Origin of the sequence: Acidianus sp. HS-5 (genome assembly GCF_021655615.1) — an archaeon.
Classification (GTDB): Archaea; Thermoproteota; Thermoprotei_A; order Sulfolobales; family Sulfolobaceae; genus Acidianus.
Genome location: NZ_AP025245.1, coordinates 831,466 through 852,965, shown reverse-complemented (window position 1 = coordinate 852,965; position 21,500 = coordinate 831,466). Strand labels below are relative to the sequence as shown.

Here is a 21,500-nt window from a genome sequence, read left to right as displayed (position 1 = left end):
ATCCAATTATTTAAACATGCTCATAGCTGCTACTTCGGATATTCACTCACCTAGGTATCTCAATGATTTCTTCATAGCATTAAGATATCTCCCACAACATGTTGATTTAGTATTACTAGCAGGAGATCTTGCAGATAGGGGAAAATTTATGCATTTTGATCCAGTTTATAATGCATTAAAAAAGTTTCAAGTGATAGCAGTTTTCGGTAACGAAGACTTTAGAGAAGAACGAGAAAAATATAAGGAAAAATATCCGGAAGTAATGTGGTTAGACGATGAGAAGAAAGAATTTGGAGATTTAAGTATTATAGGCAGTGAAGGAGTAATAAGGGAACCTACAATGTGGCAGAAAATGAAAGGGATAAACGAAGAATTTTATGCTAACAGAAAGAAGAAAATTGAAGAAATGCTCTGCTCCTCTTCAGGATTTAAAATTCTCCTTACCCATTATGCTTCAACTTACAAAACGGTTTACGGTGAAAGACCTTCTGCTTACCCAGGATTAGGAGATGATCTGGTAGAAGAACTACAGTGTAAGCCTAATTTGGCAATTCATGGTCATGCACATTACGCTAAAGTAACTTTTGCTAAAATAAATGATACGAAGGTTTATAATGTAGCGTTACCTGCAAACAAAAAATTCGTAATTATAGAAATATGAGAAAAAATTATTTAGTTTATAATCTCTGATTTGCGGGTAATTCGTCGTACTTCTTGAATACTAAGTACCATGCTTTTGCGTTCGGCATCTTCATTCTTAATTCTGCTTCGTCTAATGTAGTAGGTGCTCCCATTACTACGTCCTGTCCTGGCTCCCAGTTTACTGGTGTTGCTACCTTTGCCTTGTATGCGACTATTACAGCCTTTGTTATCCTTAACATTTCTTCTATCTTTCTTCCTGCTTCTATTGGGTATTGTGCTAAGAATCTTATTGTTCCTTCTGGGTCAACAATGAAGACTCCTCTGACTGTTACTCCAGAGTTCTCATCAACTAGATCTAACATTCTTGCTAATTTCTTGTCTGGATCTGCTATTACTGGGAAGTTTATCTTTACACCGTATCTCTGCTCAATATCGTTTAACCAAGCAATGTGTGAATAAATGCTGTCAACGCTTAATCCCATTAACTGTACTCCTAGTTTCTCAAATTCTGGCTGTGCTTGTGCGAATGCTGCGAACTCTGTTGTGCAAACTGGTGTGAAGTCTGCTGGATGTGCATATAAGAATAACCATTTTCCTTTCCCAAAGATGTCTTTATAGAAGTCTATTGGTCCTTTTGTTGTTAATACTTGAGTATCAGGGAACTTTTGGTATACTTTCACCATTTTAGATTCACTATAAAATAGTAGTTATAACTATTTTAAAACACTTCTTTTTCAGTTTTAAGTATAAAGATTTTTTAACCTCAGTGTTGAGTAATATCCTTTTGTTGGTACTCTTTAAATCCAACATCGTTTATTACCTTAGTTACTACGTTACAAACCCATCTGTTTGCAGGGGATATTAATCCAATTCTCCTTAATATTCTGTAAATTAAAGGAATCTTCAAAGAAGCCCCTGCAGCTAAAGGATGTCCCCCACCGCCTAATTTAGCGGCAAAGAGCCTTACATTTATTGTTGAACTCCTGAAAGAAACAGCTTTACCGTTTGCAGAAACAAAGACCTTAGCTCCAGTCCGAGTCATTAAGTATTGTGCAGCGTAACTTATATCTGGAGGCCCATGCCACCTTATTGCCACGACAACTTTCACTCCGTTAACCTCTATTACACGATAATATTTAGGAAGTTTTTGATAACCCTTTAATTCTTGATCTATTTGATCTTCCAGCATTTTCTGAAATTCGTCGTTCCATAGTACTCCGTTATAAAAGGTCTCTATTAGCCTCTTCTTCCACCCATAATCCTTATTGCTTTCAACTATTCTTCTGAGCTTTTCTCCCATAGGGTCGTCATGAAGCCAAATATCCACTGAGCAATCTGCTGAAGCAAGTTTTGAGGAGAATTCATCGTCAGGGTTCATTACCTTGTGAACTACTCCTGCACCGCAAGTTGAAGTATCGTGATGAACTTCTACTCCAATTTCTGAAAGCTTTGACTTCCATTCATCTTTCCAAACATGATGGTCGAACCACTGTATTTTTACTCCTTGGTCTATCAAATTCTTACAACTTTCAACAATTTTATCAAAAGTGCTTTCATTAAGTCCAAGGTCTGCTATCATTATGTTATATACTCCTCTAGGCTCTAATTTATTTAGTAACATGTGAACTTTAGTAGGCTCAGTAAACCAAACATTCTTAGGTAAAGACTTTACTGCTCTAGCATAAACTGCTGCAGAAGCAGTTCCGTCAAAGTCGTTATGAACTATTGAATAGTAATCCATTTGCTTAAAATTACTTTTATTTAGTATTAAGCTTTATTCCGGTAGAAGTTGTTATCTTTCCTTTGTAGAGAAAATCTACTTGTCTAAGTGTAGCATAGTAATCAAAGTCAGTTATTGCTGAAACTCCGTCTTTAGGCATTATAACGTTATACCATCTAAGTGCAGCACTGCCTGCAGTGTGTAAAACGCAGATATTTGCAACAGTGCCAGTTATTACTAAGTTCTTTATTCCTTTGACCCTAAGAATGTAATCCAGAGGAGTCTCGAAAAATGCATCATACCTATATTTCTTTATTAGGAAGTCGTCCTTTTCCGGCTTTAGTTCGTCAACGATTTCGGCTCCCCAAGTTCCAGCTAGTGCATGTTCTCCCCATATTTTAAACTCTGGGTCGTCCTTCATGTGCCAGTCTTGAGTATAAATAACCAGAGTTGAAGAATCTCTTGCTTTTCTTATGAGATCTTTTATGGGCTGTATAGTTCCTTCAGCAGTAGGAACAGGAAGTTTGCCATCTTTTCTTAAGAAATCATTCTGCATATCGACTATTAGAAGCGCAGTATCGTGAGGGTTAAGTTCAATCTCTTTTTCTTCTGGAATTTTAGGTACTTCTACCATATTTTATTAATCCGAACTCATGTTTTTATCCTTTTTCGCCTGCTTAGAAAGTTTATCAGCTATCTTAAGGATCTCTGGATAGCTACGCTTAGACATTTCTATAGCGTCTTGAAGGTCGACCCTATTTCCCGGACTGTAAAAATACTTTCCTGCTTTTACTCCAACTTTTTCTCCATTAATAACAACGTAAGATATCCCATTCTCTTCAACTATGTCTCCTGCAAGTCTAGATTTAGCAATTCCCATTGTAGGAGTATCTAGGAGTACTCCAATTACTGTAGCTATTCCACTCTTCCTTGGGTGTGCTAGACCATGACCGTCAACAAGCAATAAATCGCATTGATATCCTTCTATTGCCTTAATCATTATAGGTGCTTCTCTCATGAATAAAAATCCTGGAATATAGGGGAAAGTAACTTTTCCTTTTGTTACTTTATATTCTATTTTACCGTCGCTTTGCTTAACCGCAACTGCGTAACCTTCATCTTTATCGTAAGCTACGTCTACTGCACATAACGTCTTTACATTTTCTAGGCCTAAGTGAGTTAAATTCACGTTTTTTGCTATTAACCTTTGGAAGAGTATAAGGAATTTAAGTAGGTAATCTTCTTTTTCCCACATTAGCCTTACCTTCTAATGAGAGTAAGAACTCAAATTGTTGAAGCGTCTGAACTGCTCCGCTCCTATATTTCCTGACATCTTCAACGGCTTCATTTGCATTTAATCCTTCAGTTATCATTAAATAACCTGCTAGTACAGTTCCAGTCCTTCCTATTCCTCCAACACAATGGACTAAGTTTCCTCCTCCTTCTAACCATTCCATAATCTCCTCAAATTGTTTCTCTGTAGGTGGGTATCCGTCGGTAATAGGAACATGAATGAACTTTAATCCGTTCTCCTCTAGGACTGAGAAATAATAATCTACGCTACCCCAAGCTTCCTCAATTTCCCAGTCTTCCGGTAGAATAACAACTTTCTTAACTCCGCTTGCCTTCCACTTCTTTATTTCATCTACACTATAAGGTAAGCAGGATCCGCCTATGATGCCTCTCCTCACCCAATACATTTTTATCACTCAGAAGATCCGCTGTTCTTCATCTAAAATACACTTGATTTTCTAATATAAAACGCTCGCGGTCTTCTAGAGTTTTATTTTCTAAAATCAAATTTAACTTATGGCTAGGTTGTCAACAGGAATACCAGACTTCGATAAGCTAATAGAGGGAGGTATACCTCAAGGATTCTTCGTCGCAGCAACAGGAGAGCCAGGAACTGGAAAGACTATCTTTTCCCTCAGTTTTATTCATGAGGGATTGAAAGAAGGTGACATAGGCATCTATGTGACTACAGAAGAAAGTAGGGATTCCATATTAAGACAAGCAAAGCAGTTCAACTGGGATGTGGAGAGTTACCTTGATAAGAAGTTAATAATAATTGATGCGCTCATGAAGGAGAAGGAGGATGAGTGGTCTTTAGAAGAGGTAACTCCAGAAGAAATGGTTAAGAAAGTAATTGCTGCAAAGCAGAAGTTAGGTTACGGTAGAGCTAGGTTAGTTATAGACTCCGTTTCAGCTTTCTTCTTAGATAAGCCCGCAATGGCAAGGAAAATAAGTTATTACTTAAAGAGAGTCCTTTATAAATGGAAGTTCACCATAGTAGCTACTTCTCAATATGCAATAACTACTTCTCAAGCTTTTGGTTTTGGAGTTGAACACGTTGCTGACGGTATAATAAGGTTTAGGAGAGTAGTTAAGGACGGAATGCTTCACCGTTACGTGCTAATAGAGAAAATGAGGCAGACTAATCACGATAAGTATGTTTGGGAAATTGATATAGTTCCAGGAAAGGGAATAGTCCTCCTAGGAAAGGTTCAAGAGAGGAAGGAGGATTACGCATTGCCTAAGAAAGTAATGGATAAGATAAAGGAAGCAAGTAAAGATGAATTCCAGAGTTAAGGTGTTATTACCTTTACTAAATCCTTTACCCTGCTGTAATCCTTGTCGTTACTCACAATTAATGCATTAATTTTTCTAGCAATCTCAACATTTATCGCGTCCCCTACATTGATTTCTCTCTCGAATATTAAGTTAATTGATTTCAAAATATCATCCTTATTAACATCAACCACGGAATTTTTTATTTCATTCTTTATTAGTTTTAGGAAATTTAGATAGCCTTCTGCTCTATGTTTATATCCCTTCTTCATCATTTCTATATATTTGTTTCTTATAATCACTATAAATTCGTATAATGTTATACTTGTTATTCTATACTTCTTTTCTCTAAAATTTAAATATTTCTTAGAAAATAGAATATCAGTATCGATAAGATATATTTCCTCATTCTTCTCCTCTTCTTTCTCACTGCTCAACCTTGTTTACGACCTCCTTTTCTACGATCTCCTCAACTTCTTCAGGGAAAAGCTCTTCCACCAGTTTTAGAAACTCATCACTAAATGCTTTAGAAGCATGTCTTGACACAACTTCTGCAACTTCTTTACTGTCGGTTATAAAATATCCAGAACCTAAATCTATTATATAAACATCTTTTCCTTTAAAACCAGATATAAGAATCCTACCCTTATCGTCAGCTCTCTTTACGAAAATCTCACCTATCATGCATAGTACTTATTACATTCCTCTAAATAAGTCTTCCCACCATCCCTACCACTATACCGCCAGAATTTTTATTGTTCTTCTCATCATTCTATGTTATGGTAAAGTTAGTAGCTACCTTAGGAACTTCCCCAGGAGGAGTTTTTGAAACTTATATGAATTTGAAGTCTGGAAATTACGGTGGTGAGCCGATAGATATTAAGGAAGTCTACATAATACGAACTTCTGATAAGGCAGTTGAATTAGCTTGGAAGCTGGTAAAGGCAATATTTGTTTGTTGTGGCGGTAAAGACGTTGAGATTACTGATATTCCTCTTCCTATAAATGATATTGCAACAAAGGAGGATTACGAGATTTTCAGAAAAGGATTACAAGGTAAAATATCGAAAGGCGACTACGTTGACTTTACTGGAGGTAGGAAAGCTATGAGCGTTGCAGCCGCAATAAGTGCAATAAGGAATTCTGCTTACGTAGTTACAACTATTATTCCTCAAAACGAATATAACAGAATACAGAGTTTAATAAAGAAATTGAAAGAAGAGGAGATAGAGGAAGCAGGAAAAGGCAAATGCGTTAATAAGGAAATATTTTGCGAATTAATATCTAAAGATGCTAGAACTATAGTATTAATATAAGACGACCGAGGGATTAGCAAATGTTAACTGAAAAGATGTGGAATGCTATAAACGACATTTATAACGCTATCCTTTCTCACCCTTTTATTAAAGGGTTAGTTGATGGCTCTTTAGCAGAAGAGAAATTCAAATATTATATTCTTCAAGATTACCTTTATTTGAGGGAATTTTCTAGGGCATTAGCAATTATTTCAGCTAAGGCTGAAAAGCGGGATGAATCAATGTTATTCTCTTCCCATCTCCAGAGCATAATGAGAGTAGAAGGAGAGTTACATAATTTCTTCATGAGCACTTGGAACATAAGCGAAGAGGAAAGGGCTAAACTAATTCCGTCGCCCACTAATCTGCTTTATACTTCGTTCCTTTTATCAACTGTACTTTATAAACCGTACTTTGAGGCTGTAAGCGCTGTTTTACCTTGTTATTGGATTTATATGGAGGTAGGAAAGGAGCTATTAAAGAAGGGTTCTCCAAATCCCCTTTACGATAGGTGGATTAAAACTTACGGAGGAGAGGAGTATGAAAAAGGAGTTAGAGCTGTCATAGAAATTGTGAATTCTTTCAAATTAACTCCAGAAGAGGATGTAACTGCAATAAGAACTTTTAGGATTACCTCGATAATGGAATACATGTTCTGGGATTCTGCATATAAGCTAGAAAAGTTTCCATTTAATTTTTAAACTTTCCTTTTTATTTTAAATAATGGTAACTGTTTTAACTCCTCCCGGTCCAGTTTCTTACCCAATAATAGCATCGACAATGAAGAGGAAAGACGTTAAGGTAGTTTTTGAAGGAGACGGAGAAGTTAAACTTAATGCAATCCCACTTCTAGAAAGGACTGACTACGTTTTGGTTTCTAGGATGTTGGTAATAACTCCCTCTTTGGGTAAAAGGATTGCTGTTTGGAAGAAGGGAAGTGCAAATCACATGCTTTTAGATTTAGTACTTAAGCTTTACAATCATTCGGCTGAAGTTGTATTTACTGACGACCCAGCAGAAGTTTACAAGCTCTACAAGGAAGGTAAGGTAGACTCTGCTGTTGTAACAACTGCAGTTAGCAGGGACGGACTTTATTTTGAGGACCTCCTTTTAGCAAAGGACTTTAATTTACCTGGCATTTGTGGTGCAGAAGGGTTAAATGAGGATTTTGAGAGCGCATACAAGGAAGGAATAGATCTATTTAAAGAAGACCCTGAAGGAACTTCTGAGTATGTAGCTGATAATTTGCCTATCTATAGACCTTCCTTGTTTATTCAGAGTATCTTCGAGAATTCTGAGTTCAAGGTTCAAAGATTGGAGAAACCTTATGTATTTAGAAAAGCTTAATTATTCGAAGTTTTAAAATAACGCGTGAAAGTAGGGCTGGTTTATTACGGTGGTCAATATAATCATCTTATATTAAAAAACTTGAAATACCTAGGCGTAGACGTGGAGGTAGTAAATATTAATGCCGACCTAGAGTACGTGAAGAAGTTCGACTGTATGGTATTCAGCGGAGGTCCTTACTCTGTCGAGGAGGAAATTAAAAAGATGGGTAATTCCCCACTATTCGTTAAAGATCTCAGTGTGCCAAAGTTAGGTATATGCTTAGGCCATCAACTTTTAGCTTACGTTTTAGGTGGAAAAGTAGGTAAAGCCAACATGCCTGAATTCGGATTAGCAAGAATATCTGTTGAGGACCACGACACTATCTTACAAGGCTTAAAGAATGAGTTTAATGCATGGGAAAGTCACAACGATGAAGTTAAGGAAGTTCCCCCCGGTTTTTCTATAATTGCTCACAGTGAAAGCGCAAAGATTGAAGCAATGGTTAATAAGGATTCCTCAATATTTGGAGTTCAGTTTCATCCAGAGGTTAAGCACACAGAGAACGGAATAGAGATATTTAAGAATTACTTGGCTGTATGTAAAAAGTAAATGATAGAGCAAATTTTCATTTCAAGGCTAATGCAGTTTCTAGAAGAGGATTATTATCCAGAAGATTTAACAAGCAGAATTGTTGAGGGATATAGAATCAGATCTTATGTGAGGTCTAAGGATGAAGGAATACTTGCGGGTAATAGGTTCATTATTCCGTTCCTTAAATACTTGGAATTTGAGGTTAAATCTTCAGAAGCTGACGGTAAGGGTGTTAAAAAAGGAGATAACTTAATTATTTTTGAAGGAGATGCTGATAAGTCTTTATCCGTAGAGAGGTTAATACTAAATATCTTGGGAAAGCTTTCAGGGATTGCTACTGCTACATATACCATGGTGAAACTTGCTAGGGAGGTTAATCCCACAGTAAGGATTGCGGGAACTAGAAAAACTACTCCCGGCTTAAGAGTTTTTGAGAAGTATGCGATAGAAGTAGGAGGCGGAGATCCGCATAGGTTTAACTTGTCTGACGCTGTGCTGATTAAGGATAATCACTTGACTATTATAGGCAGTATAGAGAAAGCAGTAAAAATGGCTAGACAGATTGCAAGTTTTACTAAGAAGATTGAAATCGAAGTCTCCAGTTATGAGGATGCAATTAAGGCGTATAAGGCAGGAGTTGACGCAATACTTTTAGATAATATGAGCGTTAATGAGATTGCTGAAGTAGTTTTAGAGCTTAAAGGTAAGGTAATACTTGAGGCGTCAGGAAGGATAAATCTTGATAACGTTAAGAGCTATGCGAAGACTGGAGTTGATATAATTTCTAGTGGTTACGTTACTCACTCATCAAGGGCGCTGGACTTCTCAATGGATGTAGAGCTTCTGCGTTAGGACACCTTCTTTTGCAAGTCGAAGAATGCCCTCCAGAACGGATCTTCTTTAGGTCTTTCTATTTTCTTACTACCTAAGTAAACTCCTTCCTCTCCCTCCTCGACTTTTCCTATTATTTCAGCTTCAAATCCTTCTCTCATTAGTGCATCTTTAACTTCAGGCTTATCGGTTAGTATTACCATCGTTCCTTCGCTTATTGAAATCCAAGGGTCTATATTGACTAGCGATGTTACTTCCTTTACTGCCCTATTAATGAATAGCTTATCTTCAAGGATTCTTATTCTCTTTTTAGTAACTTCCGAAACTTCAACTAATGCATTCCATAATCCTCCTTCAGTTGCATCGTGCATTAAATGGATTCCTATTTTGCTAGCTATTAATCCGTCCTTCCAACAGCTCATTTTCCAATACATATCGTAAGCTTCCTTGAATACGTCTGCAGGCAATTTTTCCTTAAAATACTCAGGGTATAAGTTAACCAGAAGAGCTGTTGCTTCAATAGCAGGTCCCTTAGTTACTATAACTAAATCTCCTTCCCTTACTTTATAAGGAGAACCTAACTTATCCTTTTCTCCTATGCCTATCATTGAGAATCCTCCTAGCATAGGATAATTAACTCCTTCATATCTCCCCGTGTGACCTGCAGTTACCATTACTCCTATTTCCTTCATTGCCTCGTGCATTCCTATCCACATTTCTTTAAATTCCTCGTCAGTCATGGAAGGAGGTAAATTTAGGTCTATCATTGCATACCTGGGCGGAATACCCGAAGTCATCACATCGCTTGCTAAAATATGCACTGCAAACCAAGCTGCTTTTCTAAGCCCAAATTGAGGAACTATAAAGACGGGATCTGTTTTAACTACCATTACTCTTTTCTCGTCTATTTCTATAGCTCCGGTATCAACTCCGTTCATTGGCGGGATTATGACTTCCTTATGAATTTCCCCTAAGTGGGGGTAAATTACTTCGTCGAATGTTTTTCTATCTATTTTTCCTAGCATAAAAGGGATTAATGGCAGAAGATTAAAAAGTACTATGGAGAGTATTGGAGAACTGCAGTAAAAGTCTCTCCGTTAGTAAAAGTCACGGTAATATTATAAAGATTCCCCGCAACCATCTTTAAGGGGTCAATTTCAACTTTTCCTTTTACTATATTTTTGCCAGTTTTTACTGGGATCTCCGTGTTTACAATTTTATCATCAAATTTTACGCCTATTATCTTATCTTCTCTAGGAGAATAAAATGAGAACTCAAAGTCTCCGTTACTGTTCAGCTTTCCTATACCTATCTGATAAGGTACGGGAGAAGGTTTAATTTCCTCCATTTCTCTTCTCATTTCTTCCTCCTTTTCAACTTCTTCTGGAGATTTATAATATACATAACATAAGGAAAAGCCTATAAAAGAGGCAAAAGGAACTGAAGCTACCCAGCCAGCTTTTTCAAGATTTCTATTTTTCTCTAGTCTGCCTATATCTCTGTAAGCTATTCCCAAGAAGAAATTTCCTAAAAATATTAGGAAAGGAATTGGTATGAATTCAAAAAGAATAATTCCTGCAACATACATTAAGTACCCTATGTTGAAATTAGTATTTCTTAGTCCTCTTGTTAGGAAACCTATTGGAAATAACGCTATTAAAGATACTGCTAAAAGCCCAGGAAAAATCATTTCGACAAAGAAATTGTATTTTATTACATAAACGAAATAGAAAACAAGTACATAAGATATGTAATACACTCCAGTAGATAACGAAAGTAATATTGCTACAGTTTTTAGCTTGCTTTCTGGTGATTTCTCCATTTATGAAAATATTTAGTCTTAACTAAAAAACGTTTAGCATGATTTAATAATGAACGTAGACACTTTAGAGTAAAATGATATATCCAGATTACACAAGGAACAACCTATATAACGTTGCATGCAGTATAGAGAATTCGTTAATTGGAGATAAGGAAAGTTGCTCAAATATTACACTATCAGATAAAATATTTTTAGTACTTGTTGACGGAATGGGTTACAATATCTTAAAGTCCGCAACTGAAGGAATAAAGTTTGATAAAATTTACACAGTTTTTCCTTCAACTACTGCAACAGCATTAACTACGCTAATGACAGCAAAAAAACCTGCAGAGCATAAGATACTAGGTTACACTACTTACGTCGACAAAATAGGGGTAATAAATGCACTAAAATATACCATGCCAGAAACTTCCGAAGTCGATCTGCTTAAAAAGGCTTTAGGAAGCATGGAGGACGCATTTAATTTAAAGAGTATAGGAAAGAAAGCCAGAGAAAAGGGTAAGAAATCTGCATCAATTTTGCCTAAATGTATTGCAGGTAGTGAATTCACAAAGACACTTTACACAAATGTTGAGGAGTATAGAACTCTTTGGGACGGAATATATAAGGCAAAAATCTTTGCGGAAAAAGGAGTAAATTTCATTACACTTTACATTCCTGACGTTGATTTAACAGCACACAGATACGGTCCTTATGCAGAACCCACTTTGCGCGCAACGAAAGATATTATTTCAATGATTTTAAGAGACATTCCAAAAGGATATGACGTGATAATAACTGCAGATCATGGGTTTATACAAACAGATACCGCAATAATGCTAGATGAGGATAAAGGTCTTGTTTCTTACCTAGATTCTCCTCCATTCGGTGATGCAAGGGCAGTATTCATGAAGAGCAGGAAAGATCTTAGGTATATGGAGGAGAAGTATCCAAACTTTAAAGTATTTACGCTTGATGAGGTTAAGGAATTAGGATTATTAGGAGAAAAAGGGGAAAATCTGGATATTCATGCGGATTATTTAGGAGTACCTACCGATAGGAAGGTCTACGTATATAGGTATAAAGGCGGCTACGCAGGTCATAAGGGACATCACGGAGCAATGTTAGAGGAGGAAATGGAAATACCGCTATTGAGGTATTCTTGAACCGCCTTAACTCCTTCTCCAAAATTGATTGGCTCTCCAAGTCTGCTTAAAACTCTCTCAATTACGGCTATTGTTGAAATCACATCGTTAACATTAACCCATCCCATATGTCCTATTCTGAAATATTTTCCTGCTAAGTCGGGATGAACTCCTGGTGCAAGTTCTATTCCCTCAGCGAGAGACTGTGAAAGTACGTCGTTGGGATTTGCTTTCTTTAACATTACTCCTGTCACGGTATTACTATAAGCTTCCGGAGTTTTTGCAACTATTTCTAAACCTAGAGCTTCAATTCCTTTCCTCACTGCAGAGGATACAATCTCATGTCTTTTAATCCTATTTTCAATTCCTTCAGCTTCTATTAGCTCGAACGCTTTCCTTATCATTAAAATCAGGTGAACGGGTAGGGTAGAGAAGTATGAAGCCTTACTTTTCTCCATTGATTGCATTACTCCCAACCAATTCTTTAGATTAAGGTAATAACCTGCAACGCTTTCATCACTTAGCTTATTAATTGCGTTCTCTGAGAGCACTAGTAATCCTGCTCCAGGAGGAGTACCTATAGCTTTTTGGCTGGCTGTTAAAAACACATCAGCCTTCCAGTCTTCAGCCTTAACTTCTTCTCCTCCTACACTTGCAACTCCATCAACAACTATTAAGTCTGCATAGTCCCTTATCCTTTTAATAACCTCCTGAATAGGTTCCTTAACTCCAGTACTTGTCTCAACATGAGTCATTGCTACTAGGTTATAATGCTCTCTCTTTATTTCCTCTTCTACTTCTTCAGGTTTGATGTAATACCCTGCTTTTGCCCTTATTGATTTTACTGTGACGGGATATCTGGAAAATATGTCTATCCAACGGTTACCGAAGACTCCATTTGATACTACAAGAACTTTGTCTCCTTTTCTTAGGAGTGAAGTTACGCTTTCCATTGCGGAAGTTCCTCCTCCAGGGATTATAAAAGGTTGATATTTTTCGCTTACTCCCATTAATTTTCTCAAAAACTTTAGGGAATAAGACAATGCATCTACGAATTCCTTTGATGTAAAACCTACATCTCCTTTAATTCCACCTAAAAGTACGTCGTAATCTATTGTTTCGGGACCAACATGCATTAAAATTTTTCTAGTCATAAAGAAAATGAGAAAACCAAGATTAAAAAATCAGTAGTTTAGCTTTCTTCATCATTTCTGAGTGAGCTGAGTTCCTCATCAGAAGCTTACTACTGAGTATCCTTCGTCGATTCTCTTAGCAGTCTCTACTCCACCCATTACTTCTTTTATTCCGTCGAATATTAAATCCTTATTTAAACCCATGTTCTTCAGCGAAATTCCGCAGTAACTCACGTCTATCCCAGCATTAACCATGTCCTCTATTACTTTCTTCATTTGTGCTGCATTTCCTGCTTCTCTTAGTAAAGTTTCAACTCCTCTCCCTAAGAACATCAAAGCTACCGTCGCTCCTGCATTTTTCCTTGCTCCCAATGCAAAATTCATTGCCATCATTGCTCTGTTAATATCATCTTTTCCTGCAGTTGAAATAACGAAGATTTTTGCCATATGATAGAACTATTTTAGAGTAAAAAAAGTTTAACGTATAAAAACTTTTAAAACTCGTGATGGTGTTCTTCGTGCGTAGGCTTATCAGTTTCCTGAAGTTCTCCTCTCTTGAATTTCTCAAGTGCCTCCTCAACGGTCAATCCTTCAGCTAAGTATATTTTTGCTTTACCTTTAAGTAATCTAACTCCCGGAGGACCTATTTCAGCTACTATTACCGCATTAACTCCTTTGTCTAGAGCGGATTTTAACATGCGTGCTCCTCTAGCTGCAGTAGCTTTTAGTGCAGGATTCTCGTATTTTTCAACAAGCTTTATATCATCTCCGTTAATCTCATAAATCAGTACGTCTTCTCCTTCTCCTGGGCCGTCTACCCTTCCGTTAGTTGTCGGAATAGCTATTCTCATTAATTATCGATTTCGATATCGGATATTAAAGTTTATCGTATTTCCAGTAAGATAGGAGCATGATCTGAACCCATTACTTTCTCCAGGATATCTGCCTTAATTATTCTATCTCTTAATTTCTCTGAAGTCACACAGTAGTCTATCCTCCAGCCTATGTTCTTTTCTCTAGCGTGGAACCTATAAGACCACCAGCTATAATGCCCTCCCTCTTTCACGAACATTCTATATGTATCTACAAAACCTAAGGATAAAAAGTGAGAAAACCATTCCCTCTCTTGAGGAGTAAATCCAGCATGATTTACGTTATCTTTAGGTCTCGCAATGTCTATTTCTTGATGAGCAACGTTGAAGTCTCCACAAATTATACAAGGTTTTTTGAGGGATAAAATGAACTTTTCAAAATCCTTGTTAAATGCAAGTTTAAAATCTAACCTCTTTAACCCTTCTCCCGCATTTGGGAAGTATGTGTTGATTACATAAAACTCAGGGAATTCTAGGATAATCGTCCTTCCTTCGCTGTCGTATTCTTTCTTTCCAATTCCGTAAGATACTGAAATAGGATGAATTCTACTCATTGTCATTGTTCCGCTGTATCCCTTTCTCTCTGCAGGAAAGACAAAAATTCCATAACCTAAAGCTTGAAGATCTAAGGGGATTACATCAGTTTTTATTTCTTGAAACATAAGAACGTCGGCATCAAAACCTTTTATTGTATCCACGAAACCCTTGTTCATAATAGCTTTCAGCCCATTAACGTTCCAAGAGATTATCCTCATGCTGAAAGACTTATTATCTAAATATTAAATACCTTCTTTCTTCTTTTACATCAATTTAAGGATTTATATTGTTTATAAACACAATGTTTAAAAAGTTATATTTGTTCAATATGTATATGAAAAGTATTTCGGTCTTCATATTAGTTTTTATGATGTTTTTAGGCAGTATAATGGCAGTAGAAGGAATAGCTTACTCGCAACCTTCCAGCTGTTATATTGCTCCAAATATCGGTGGAACTCCTATAAGGTCTCTTCCTGCAAATACTCCTATTTATGTTAATATATTTTTACCGCCAAAAAATATGAATGAATTTCTATTCCTAATGCAAGAAGAATTTCACGGTCAAGTACATTTAAGTAGACAACAAATAATAAAGGAATTCGGAAATCAACAGAGGATTAACGAAATTTCTTCTTATTTGCAATCAAACGGGTTTAATGTAGTGTTTACAACTCCATTTTCCTTAATGGCTGAGGCACCGGCCGGTAAGGTTGATGCGTTATTCAGCACTCAACTTTACTTGTATAAAGATGGTCAAGAAATATTCTACAAACCAAATAATAATCCGGTTATTCCTTCAACTTTACATGATTTATTAATAGGCGGTTTAACTAATTATACTACTGCAAGTCCTCAATATTTAGTCTTAGGAAAACTTGTTAACGGCGTATTAAAGCCTACTAACTCATCAAGGCAAGTTCCCTTAGGCTTGAATTTCGCTTTTACAATGTATACTCCGCAGGATTTTGAAGGAGCTTATAACGTTACAGGTCCTGAGGGCAAAAACGTTACTGTGGCAATTATTGACGCATGGGGAGATCCACTAATATGTGAAGATGTACAGCAATTCGATCAAGAGTTTCACTTGCCTCCTGCGAACTTAACTATTATCCCCGTAGGTCCTTATTTCCCACTTGAAGGATTATTTACGGGCTGGTATGAAGAGACTGCTCTAGACGTAGAGGCAGTACATTCTATGGCCCCTTATGCTCATATAGACCTTGTTTTGTCTCACGGATGTGCGTTCTGTGATATTCTCCAAGCAATAATATACATAGATTCTGCAGGTAATGCACAAGTTGTAGATATGAGCTTCGGAGCTCCTGAGAACGAATTTAGTGACAGCGGATTTTATGCCTTCTACGAAGGAACACCAATAGTCAATTATCCTCTAGTAAACTATTACTTTGAGTTAGGCACTGCTGAGGGAATAACGTTTATAGCGGCCTCTGGAGATAGTGGAGCGTATGCTGGGACTTATACTACATATGGAGGAGTTTCATTCCCCTCTTCATCGCCATTCGTTCTTTCTGTAGGTGGCACTTCACTGTATCCACAAATAACCTCCGGTTATGTGTCCGCAATGAATTCTACCGCAGTTTACGGCTATGAGAATGCTTGGAGCGTATTGCCACAATATGAAGAATTAGGAACTTCTACCGTATCCTCAGATGGTGGCTATAGCACGTTCTTCCCATCTCCATATTGGCAGAGACATATTACTTCATCAGACGTTAGGACTATACCAGATGTTTCTGCAGATGCTAATCCTTATACTGGTTTTACAACCATAGTTCTTGGAACTGAAGAAGTAATAGGAGGTACTAGCTTGTCTACTCAGTTGTGGGGAGGAGTGATAGCTGATATCGATTCTTATCTAGGAAAGCCTTTAGGCTTGGCCGCTCCTCTACTTTATGCGATATATGAAAATTCTACATTATATCAAGAAGCATTCCATGAGATAACTCAAGGATTTAATGGTAAATACTCAGTACATGCAGGATACAACCTAGTCACTGGAGTAGGAAGTCCAAATGTGGGTATGTTAGAAGAAGCAGTTAAGGGGTATTTGAACGCCCACCCAGAGTTAGAAATTTCGTTAACAACTTGTGAGCCAGGATTTAGTATGCCCTGGTATTGTTATTGCACTACATTCAATATAGTTGCAGACATAAGTTATCCAAACGGCACACCAGTCACTACTGGATCATTTACTGCGTATGTGTATACTCTTAAAGGATACCTAGATAACGTGACGTTAATATATAACGGAACTTATTGGGTAGGAAACTTCACTATAACTAAAGGAGATACTCCAAACTGCTGGACTGTGGTAGTTAACGGCACTTCAGGAGGAATGTATGGAGTATCACAAGTAGACGTTGATGTAGGATACTCTTTCAATATTATTGCGCCACCAGAAGGTATAATTCCAGTAAATGCTCCGGTCTCATTCTGCGTATGTGTTTATAATCCTCTGGGCATGCCGGTTACAAATACTACAGTTACAATGACAATGATATACCACGGTAAAGTTGTTTCGGTATCGTCATTAGTGTATAGCGGACATAATGGAGATTATAAGGGAACTTTAACATTGTTGTATCCTCAACCTCAAGGGACTTACGTCATTAAGGCCAACAACACTTTCGGTTCTGCATACGAGTGGGAGTACTTCGGGCTGGTAGTTTATGGAGCAGTAATTCCTCCAATAAATGATGGAATGACCTCAGCCTCTCCAGGGGAGAATATCACAGTATTAGGTTACATGTATAATCCTTGTGATCAAGGAATATTCACTGCAAAAGCCTATGCTGAACTAATCTCCTTAAACGGCCAAGTAGTAGCTAAAGCCCCAATGACTTTAGCTCCAGATAAAACGATACTAGGGATTTACAACTTATTCGGATATCATATAGCTAATATTACAATTCCTGATAACGTGACCCCAGGCTACTACAAAGTTGTTGTTACTTCCTGCTTATCTACAATATTCGGTCCAAGCTATGGTAACTTCACTACCTTCATTTATATAAGTAACTCAACGTTATCTTATCACGTTAAGAGTGTATCAGAAGTTTATGAAGGACAATATGTTAAAGTCCTTGCAAATATAACATATACTAACGGTACTGAAGTAAAGTTTGGAGAATTCACAGCAGGATTTATTCCAGCACAAGAAAACTATAGGCAAATATGCATAGAATTTGACACTGGTATTTCTATGCAGTATAATTCAACTCTTGGAGAATGGGAGGCAGTATACCAGATTCCTTCAATACTTACTGAACAATGTACAATATACAAAGGTTTTCCAGAACAAAGCTTATCTGGTTTCTGGGACGTTATAGTTGAAGGTACCTCTGCTAGCGGGGAGAACGTGATAAGCAGTTATTCATATTTTGATGTCTTGAAATACACTTACGTTGGGACTCAGATAATTACTCCTACCAATGCAAGTAATGTTCCTCTGCTAATATTCAACGGTACAAACTACATATTACAAGGAGTATATAGTCCGAAGATCAAGGTTGAAGGAATTCAAGGACTTATAGTTAGGTGTTCAATAATAGGTTCCCTGTGTGCAACTGGATCGACAGTAACTGTAGAGAAGTCTACAGTATTCTCAATTACGGCAAGCTCATCTTCTCTGAGCTTAATACAAGATACTGTAGGGCCTACCAATGACGCCTTGAACTTAGTGAATTCTAATGCGACTTTAATATCTACAGTTATTGAAGACTCTGCTTATGCTTTCAATATTACTTCTAGTAAGGTAAGCATGGAAGGAGTTTCTTACATAAACGTTACTAAATTGTCTAACTTGCCTACTCCAACTATAGTTAGCTACTATCCAGTTAACATAACTACATCATCTGCAACTGTAACCTTTAACATCTCTGGACAGGATCTAAAGGTAATAGGAGTACTTATTAATGGAGAGCCAATAACATTCACATCAACTCCCACATCAACAGGGATATCAGTTTCAGTTCCATTTAATGCAAGTACTAAACCATCTGGAGTTTATTATGTTACTATAGAAGTATACGACGGACTCAGTTATAACTTAACTACAGTAGTATTTAACTCGTATCATGAGGTAGTGCAATCACAGAGCGTATCTAGCTTGTCCTCACAGCAGAAGTCGTTATCCAGTCAAGTATCCTCGCAAGCCAGCTCTCTCTCCTCTCTATCATCTACGTTATCTTCAGAGAGCAGTCAACTATCCTCGCAAGCTGGAAGAATTGGTTCCGCATCCTCCTCAGCGACAGATGGTGAAATTCTAGGTGTAGTAGGCATAATCTTGGCAATAGTGGCCATAGTTCTTCTCTTAGTTAGGGGTGGTAAACGTGAATAAAGGTTTAATTTCATTAATAATTTCCTCCTTCGTATTTTTTGTTCTTGTACTCTCGTTAGTAACTCCAAGTATAGCATACGATAATAGTCCGTATACTACAGCTAACAATAGGGAACTCTATAGACCAATGTCACCTTTAAATCTGACAGTAGCAAGTTCATTAACTCCTTTTACAGAGGATCCGGCTTTCTACTCTTTTGAGGCTTATCATATAGTACCTCCTAACGTGACTCCAGTAACTGTAACAATAGCTAATGATCTAATATTTAACGATACCGGACTTAAGCCATATTACGTAAGAGCTTACATACCACCTGGAAATTACAGTTTAGAAATACTTAATGTTACAATAAGAGAATTTAACGGTACTCAATATGATAGATGTGCTTACATTTACGCTAATGGCATACCGTTATTCTGGGGATCCACTCAAGAAATTAATAATTCAACATCTGAAGCTGATGTTACTCTATTCGAGAACTTATTACAAGGTAACGTAACTTTCGAACTTGTAATACAGAATTATTACGACGCAAAGGTAGGAATTACTGGTCTATACGAAATGAATGTAACGCTGTACTTATATCCTGGACAGAAGCCGCAGGGATTACCTAATGGGTTCATACCAATATTCGTGAATGCAAGTTGTGAGCATATTTGCTATAATTACTCTTATGTTATACTTAATCCAGGGATGCCTTCTAGGACTCAAGAAATTCAGATACCTAACGGGACTTACAGGATGATGGGATTAATTTACGAAAAAGGAGGAGGAGATGACGAGTTCTGGTATACATGTGAACCCGCAACTAGACCTATTCAAGTTTACTATGATAACATGTTGGCAGGAGTAGTAAATCCTTACGAGACTATATATACTGGGGGAATAGATTTATTCTATTGGAAGCCATTAACTTCAATAAATACGTTATCTTTCCATTCACCTTATATAATTGACCTAACGCCGTTTCTGGCTTTAGGTGACGAGGCTAACATAACAGTCTGTGTTTATAACTTATTTACAGCATACCAAATAACACATTCAATGGCCCACGATTGGGATATTGCGGGAGTTATAATGCTGTGGGTAAACGAGAGCAATCCGTTAATCTGTGGAAAGATGACAGTAGTAAAACACGAGTTCATGGATTCCGGCCCAATGTTCTTCTCGGCATTCTTCGGGGAATGTTACTTGGAGAATGGACACTACTATTTAGACTATGCAGCTCAATTAAAGTTTGAATACGGTATTGAAAACTCTCAAGTAATTCAAAAGGGAGTATATTGTGCAAGACAGAAGTTAAGTTCCATTTATGAGCAAGCAATCCTAGACGAGAAGTTCAATGAAAAAGCCGTAGAAAGTGGAATGTACAATGCTACACTATGTTATAACGTTAACTATCCAATTACTCTAAATTATGATTTCATTGAAGTACCAATTACTAATCCTCATGTTATTCCATTTAATTTATCCTACGAACAGAATGGAACAATATCGTTAGGACTAGATTATTACATGAAGTGGACTTTCGGAGATTATTGCCATGAAGTTAATACTACAGAAAGTCTGTATAGCATAGGAGGGTTTGGCGGGGTTATTGAGGTTATAAACAGTTATGGAGGAGCTGTCTTAGTTTCACTAACTTCAAACTATGAGATGAGCACAAAGAACTTAACTTCAATCTGGCTCGTCAACGGTAAAGGATTTGAAGAGAGTTTCTCTGCTGAAGGACTACAGAACAGTACTGTAAATCTTAACGGCTACTATGTTTACGTTAAGCAATCATTTAGCAGTATTGACCCGACAGATCCTCCTTCATCCCAAGTAATTATGAACGTATTAAGATTAGTAACCTACAAGATATTAGAAAGGATTTAAAGTTAATTTATTTTTTAAATTGATTTTTTACCTATTTTCTTACTCTTCGTCCATTAAATCAGAGAAATCTTCTTCTTCCGATTTTTTACTTCCTCCACTTTTCTTTTCTACGTAATTCTTCTTGCTTTTCTCCTCCATTTCTATATACTCTTTTGAAGCTTCATCTAACGCATATCTCAACCTATGATAAAGTAAGGAAGCTTCAGCAGTAGACAACTGAAAGGCTACTCTATTGTTTCCGTCTCCTATTACTAGGAGAAATTTAGCCTCTTGTGCAAATCCTTTATCGTTAATTGAAGCAGAGTCTACTAGCAATTCAAGGGTTTTAGGTTTTCCGTCTTTTGTAAACCTAGGAATTCTTAAAACTCTTTTCATAAATTGACATTATGTGGGAAAGTATAAAGGTTATGTGGCATTCTTTTACTGTCAAGATGACGTAAATCTTGAGGTAGGAAAAAAGGAATTTAGACTAAAGAAGGGGTATTATGCATACGTAGGATCTTGCGGAGTTCATTGCGATAAGAGGATATCAAGGCATATGTCAGAAAAGAAGGAGAAAAAGCACTGGCATGTTGATTATCTTTCGTCTACGTGTACTCCTCTAGGTGTTCTAATTTTACCTATTCCTGAGAAAGAGATAGTGAGAACACTTGCATATCTTCCAGGGATAGGAGGCTTTGGTAATACAGATGATAAAGAGTCTTTTACTCACTTATTTTGTATAACTGTGGAAGAAGTAATTAGGAGACTTGCTGACTGTAAGATATAGTATAGAATTCCTTTTAACTCCAGAGGTA

Annotated in this window: 25 protein-coding genes; 11 read left to right on the top strand and 14 right to left on the bottom strand. The window is 37.0% G+C overall.

Annotated features, from left to right (window positions below; genetic code table 11):
* The first annotated feature begins 16 nt into the window (after nt 1-16).
* Entirely contained in the window at nt 17-661 is a 645-nt protein-coding gene (locus HS5_RS04535; RefSeq protein ID WP_236752980.1) for a metallophosphoesterase, read from the top strand.
* A gap of 16 nt (nt 662-677) precedes the next feature.
* On the opposite strand, the gene HS5_RS04530 is transcribed toward HS5_RS04535, so the two are convergent.
* From HS5_RS04530 to HS5_RS04510, 5 genes are all read right to left on the bottom strand, one after another.
* Nucleotides 678-1,325, bottom strand: coding sequence for a peroxiredoxin (locus HS5_RS04530; protein WP_236752979.1), 648 nt, complete (start codon nt 1,323-1,325; stop codon nt 678-680).
* An 80-nt stretch (nt 1,326-1,405) separates the two neighbouring features.
* Complete coding sequence (locus HS5_RS04525) at nt 1,406-2,383, bottom strand: DHHA1 domain-containing protein (protein WP_236752978.1); 978 nt, start codon at nt 2,381-2,383, stop codon at nt 1,406-1,408.
* A gap of 16 nt (nt 2,384-2,399) precedes the next feature.
* Nucleotides 2,400-2,996, bottom strand: coding sequence for an isochorismatase family cysteine hydrolase (locus HS5_RS04520; protein ID WP_236752977.1), 597 nt, complete (start codon nt 2,994-2,996; stop codon nt 2,400-2,402).
* A 6-nt stretch (nt 2,997-3,002) separates the two neighbouring features.
* Nucleotides 3,003-3,617 carry an endonuclease V gene (locus tag HS5_RS04515; protein WP_236752976.1) on the bottom strand — a complete coding sequence of 205 codons (615 nt, stop codon included), beginning with the start codon at nt 3,615-3,617 and terminating at the stop codon, nt 3,003-3,005.
* Nucleotides 3,589-4,062: a dual specificity protein phosphatase family protein gene (locus HS5_RS04510; protein WP_236752975.1), complete on the bottom strand. Its 474-nt coding sequence runs from the start codon at nt 4,060-4,062 to the stop codon at nt 3,589-3,591. The genes HS5_RS04515 and HS5_RS04510 overlap by 29 nt, the downstream gene beginning before the upstream one ends.
* Nucleotides 4,063-4,171: 109 nt before the next feature.
* Here HS5_RS04510 and HS5_RS04505 point away from each other — a divergent pair, with 109 nt between their 5' ends.
* On the top strand, nt 4,172-4,951 hold the full coding sequence (locus tag HS5_RS04505) for a KaiC domain-containing protein (protein ID WP_236752974.1): 780 nt from the start codon (nt 4,172-4,174) through the stop codon (nt 4,949-4,951).
* Here HS5_RS04505 and HS5_RS04500 read toward each other — a convergent pair.
* Nucleotides 4,948-5,367 (bottom strand): PIN domain-containing protein, encoded by a 420-nt coding sequence (locus tag HS5_RS04500; RefSeq protein WP_236752973.1) that lies wholly within the window; start codon nt 5,365-5,367, stop codon nt 4,948-4,950. The two genes, HS5_RS04505 and HS5_RS04500, sit on opposite strands and share 4 nt — an antisense overlap.
* Nucleotides 5,357-5,614, bottom strand: a complete 258-nt coding sequence (locus HS5_RS04495; protein ID WP_236752972.1) for a VapB-type antitoxin — start codon at nt 5,612-5,614, stop codon at nt 5,357-5,359. The genes HS5_RS04500 and HS5_RS04495 overlap by 11 nt, the downstream gene beginning before the upstream one ends.
* Nucleotides 5,615-5,709: 95 nt before the next feature.
* Between HS5_RS04495 and crn1 the strand changes: the two genes are divergently transcribed.
* Genes crn1 through nadC form a run of 5 tightly spaced genes read left to right on the top strand, consistent with a single transcriptional unit; the run spans nt 5,710 to nt 8,997 of the window.
* Nucleotides 5,710-6,246, top strand: coding sequence for a CRISPR-associated ring nuclease Crn1 (crn1, locus tag HS5_RS04490; RefSeq protein ID WP_236752971.1), 537 nt, complete (start codon nt 5,710-5,712; stop codon nt 6,244-6,246).
* A gap of 20 nt (nt 6,247-6,266) precedes the next feature.
* A complete protein-coding gene (gene tenA / locus HS5_RS04485) occupies nt 6,267-6,926 on the top strand; it encodes a thiaminase II (protein ID WP_236752970.1) in 660 nt (219 codons plus the stop codon).
* 22 nt (nt 6,927-6,948) lie between these two features.
* Complete coding sequence (locus HS5_RS04480; protein WP_236752969.1) at nt 6,949-7,572, top strand: DUF3834 domain-containing protein; 624 nt, start codon at nt 6,949-6,951, stop codon at nt 7,570-7,572.
* Nucleotides 7,573-7,596: 24 nt separating this feature from the next.
* A complete protein-coding gene (locus tag HS5_RS04475; RefSeq protein ID WP_236752968.1) occupies nt 7,597-8,163 on the top strand; it encodes a GMP synthase subunit A in 567 nt (188 codons plus the stop codon).
* On the top strand, nt 8,164-8,997 hold the full coding sequence (gene nadC / locus HS5_RS04470) for a carboxylating nicotinate-nucleotide diphosphorylase (RefSeq protein ID WP_236752967.1): 834 nt from the start codon (nt 8,164-8,166) through the stop codon (nt 8,995-8,997).
* On the opposite strand, the gene HS5_RS04465 is transcribed toward nadC, so the two are convergent.
* Nucleotides 8,994-10,001, bottom strand: a complete 1,008-nt coding sequence (locus HS5_RS04465; protein ID WP_236752966.1) for an AIR synthase family protein — start codon at nt 9,999-10,001, stop codon at nt 8,994-8,996. The two genes, nadC and HS5_RS04465, sit on opposite strands and share 4 nt — an antisense overlap.
* A 32-nt stretch (nt 10,002-10,033) precedes the next feature.
* The gene (locus tag HS5_RS04460) at nt 10,034-10,798 is read right to left on the bottom strand and encodes a DUF973 family protein (RefSeq protein WP_236752965.1); all 765 of its coding nucleotides are present in this window, start codon (nt 10,796-10,798) and stop codon (nt 10,034-10,036) included.
* Between the two features lie 74 nt (nt 10,799-10,872).
* On the opposite strand from HS5_RS04460, the gene HS5_RS04455 reads away from it, so the two are divergent.
* The gene (locus HS5_RS04455) at nt 10,873-11,943 is read left to right on the top strand and encodes an alkaline phosphatase family protein (RefSeq protein ID WP_236752964.1); all 1,071 of its coding nucleotides are present in this window, start codon (nt 10,873-10,875) and stop codon (nt 11,941-11,943) included.
* Here the strand turns inward: HS5_RS04455 and HS5_RS04450 are convergent.
* From HS5_RS04450 to HS5_RS04435, 4 genes are all read right to left on the bottom strand, one after another.
* Entirely contained in the window at nt 11,889-13,076 is a 1,188-nt protein-coding gene (locus HS5_RS04450; RefSeq protein ID WP_236752963.1) for an alanine--glyoxylate aminotransferase family protein, read from the bottom strand. The two genes, HS5_RS04455 and HS5_RS04450, sit on opposite strands and share 55 nt — an antisense overlap.
* Nucleotides 13,077-13,154: 78 nt before the next feature.
* Nucleotides 13,155-13,502, bottom strand: coding sequence for a DsrE family protein (locus tag HS5_RS04445; protein WP_236752962.1), 348 nt, complete (start codon nt 13,500-13,502; stop codon nt 13,155-13,157).
* Between the two features lie 47 nt (nt 13,503-13,549).
* Nucleotides 13,550-13,906, bottom strand: coding sequence for a NifB/NifX family molybdenum-iron cluster-binding protein (locus tag HS5_RS04440; RefSeq protein ID WP_236752961.1), 357 nt, complete (start codon nt 13,904-13,906; stop codon nt 13,550-13,552).
* Nucleotides 13,907-13,938: 32 nt separating this feature from the next.
* Nucleotides 13,939-14,682: an exodeoxyribonuclease III gene (locus HS5_RS04435; RefSeq protein WP_236752960.1), complete on the bottom strand. Its 744-nt coding sequence runs from the start codon at nt 14,680-14,682 to the stop codon at nt 13,939-13,941.
* 116 nt (nt 14,683-14,798) lie between these two features.
* Between HS5_RS04435 and HS5_RS04430 the strand changes: the two genes are divergently transcribed.
* Both HS5_RS04430 and HS5_RS04425 read left to right on the top strand, forming a co-directional pair.
* Nucleotides 14,799-18,824 (top strand): protease pro-enzyme activation domain-containing protein, encoded by a 4,026-nt coding sequence (locus HS5_RS04430; protein WP_236752959.1) that lies wholly within the window; start codon nt 14,799-14,801, stop codon nt 18,822-18,824.
* Entirely contained in the window at nt 18,817-20,703 is a 1,887-nt protein-coding gene (locus HS5_RS04425; protein WP_236752958.1) for a peptide-N4-asparagine amidase, read from the top strand. Before HS5_RS04430 ends, HS5_RS04425 begins: the two co-directional genes overlap by 8 nt.
* Nucleotides 20,704-20,742: 39 nt before the next feature.
* On the opposite strand, the gene HS5_RS04420 is transcribed toward HS5_RS04425, so the two are convergent.
* The gene (locus HS5_RS04420) at nt 20,743-21,078 is read right to left on the bottom strand and encodes a hypothetical protein (RefSeq protein WP_236752957.1); all 336 of its coding nucleotides are present in this window, start codon (nt 21,076-21,078) and stop codon (nt 20,743-20,745) included.
* A 13-nt stretch (nt 21,079-21,091) separates the two neighbouring features.
* On the opposite strand from HS5_RS04420, the gene HS5_RS04415 reads away from it, so the two are divergent.
* Nucleotides 21,092-21,472 carry a DUF123 domain-containing protein gene (locus HS5_RS04415; RefSeq protein ID WP_236752956.1) on the top strand — a complete coding sequence of 127 codons (381 nt, stop codon included), beginning with the start codon at nt 21,092-21,094 and terminating at the stop codon, nt 21,470-21,472.
* Nucleotides 21,473-21,500 lie beyond the last annotated feature (28 nt).

Excerpts from the sequence above, each read along its gene's own strand:
- HS5_RS04515 (WP_236752976.1), bottom strand. The coding sequence starts at position 3,617 with ATGTGGGAAAAAGAAGATTACCTACTTAAATTCCTTATACTCTTCCAA.
- HS5_RS04465 (WP_236752966.1), bottom strand. The coding sequence starts at position 10,001 with ATGCTAGGAAAAATAGATAGAAAAACATTCGACGAAGTAATTTACCCC.
- HS5_RS04450 (WP_236752963.1), bottom strand. The coding sequence starts at position 13,076 with ATGACTAGAAAAATTTTAATGCATGTTGGTCCCGAAACAATAGATTAC.
- HS5_RS04495 (WP_236752972.1), bottom strand. The coding sequence starts at position 5,614 with ATGATAGGTGAGATTTTCGTAAAGAGAGCTGACGATAAGGGTAGGATT.
- HS5_RS04520 (WP_236752977.1), bottom strand. The coding sequence starts at position 2,996 with ATGGTAGAAGTACCTAAAATTCCAGAAGAAAAAGAGATTGAACTTAAC.
- nadC (WP_236752967.1), top strand. The coding sequence starts at position 8,164 with ATGATAGAGCAAATTTTCATTTCAAGGCTAATGCAGTTTCTAGAAGAG.
- HS5_RS04455 (WP_236752964.1), top strand. The coding sequence starts at position 10,873 with ATGATATATCCAGATTACACAAGGAACAACCTATATAACGTTGCATGC.
- crn1 (WP_236752971.1), top strand. The coding sequence starts at position 5,710 with ATGGTAAAGTTAGTAGCTACCTTAGGAACTTCCCCAGGAGGAGTTTTT.
- HS5_RS04430 (WP_236752959.1), top strand. The coding sequence starts at position 14,799 with ATGAAAAGTATTTCGGTCTTCATATTAGTTTTTATGATGTTTTTAGGC.
- HS5_RS04460 (WP_236752965.1), bottom strand. The coding sequence starts at position 10,798 with ATGGAGAAATCACCAGAAAGCAAGCTAAAAACTGTAGCAATATTACTT.
- HS5_RS04525 (WP_236752978.1), bottom strand. The coding sequence starts at position 2,383 with ATGGATTACTATTCAATAGTTCATAACGACTTTGACGGAACTGCTTCT.
- HS5_RS04440 (WP_236752961.1), bottom strand. The coding sequence starts at position 13,906 with ATGAGAATAGCTATTCCGACAACTAACGGAAGGGTAGACGGCCCAGGA.
- HS5_RS04505 (WP_236752974.1), top strand. The coding sequence starts at position 4,172 with ATGGCTAGGTTGTCAACAGGAATACCAGACTTCGATAAGCTAATAGAG.
- HS5_RS04510 (WP_236752975.1), bottom strand. The coding sequence starts at position 4,062 with ATGTATTGGGTGAGGAGAGGCATCATAGGCGGATCCTGCTTACCTTAT.
- HS5_RS04420 (WP_236752957.1), bottom strand. The coding sequence starts at position 21,078 with ATGAAAAGAGTTTTAAGAATTCCTAGGTTTACAAAAGACGGAAAACCT.
- HS5_RS04530 (WP_236752979.1), bottom strand. The coding sequence starts at position 1,325 with ATGGTGAAAGTATACCAAAAGTTCCCTGATACTCAAGTATTAACAACA.
- HS5_RS04435 (WP_236752960.1), bottom strand. The coding sequence starts at position 14,682 with ATGAGGATAATCTCTTGGAACGTTAATGGGCTGAAAGCTATTATGAAC.
- HS5_RS04480 (WP_236752969.1), top strand. The coding sequence starts at position 6,949 with ATGGTAACTGTTTTAACTCCTCCCGGTCCAGTTTCTTACCCAATAATA.
- tenA (WP_236752970.1), top strand. The coding sequence starts at position 6,267 with ATGTTAACTGAAAAGATGTGGAATGCTATAAACGACATTTATAACGCT.
- HS5_RS04445 (WP_236752962.1), bottom strand. The coding sequence starts at position 13,502 with ATGGCAAAAATCTTCGTTATTTCAACTGCAGGAAAAGATGATATTAAC.
- HS5_RS04535 (WP_236752980.1), top strand. The coding sequence starts at position 17 with ATGCTCATAGCTGCTACTTCGGATATTCACTCACCTAGGTATCTCAAT.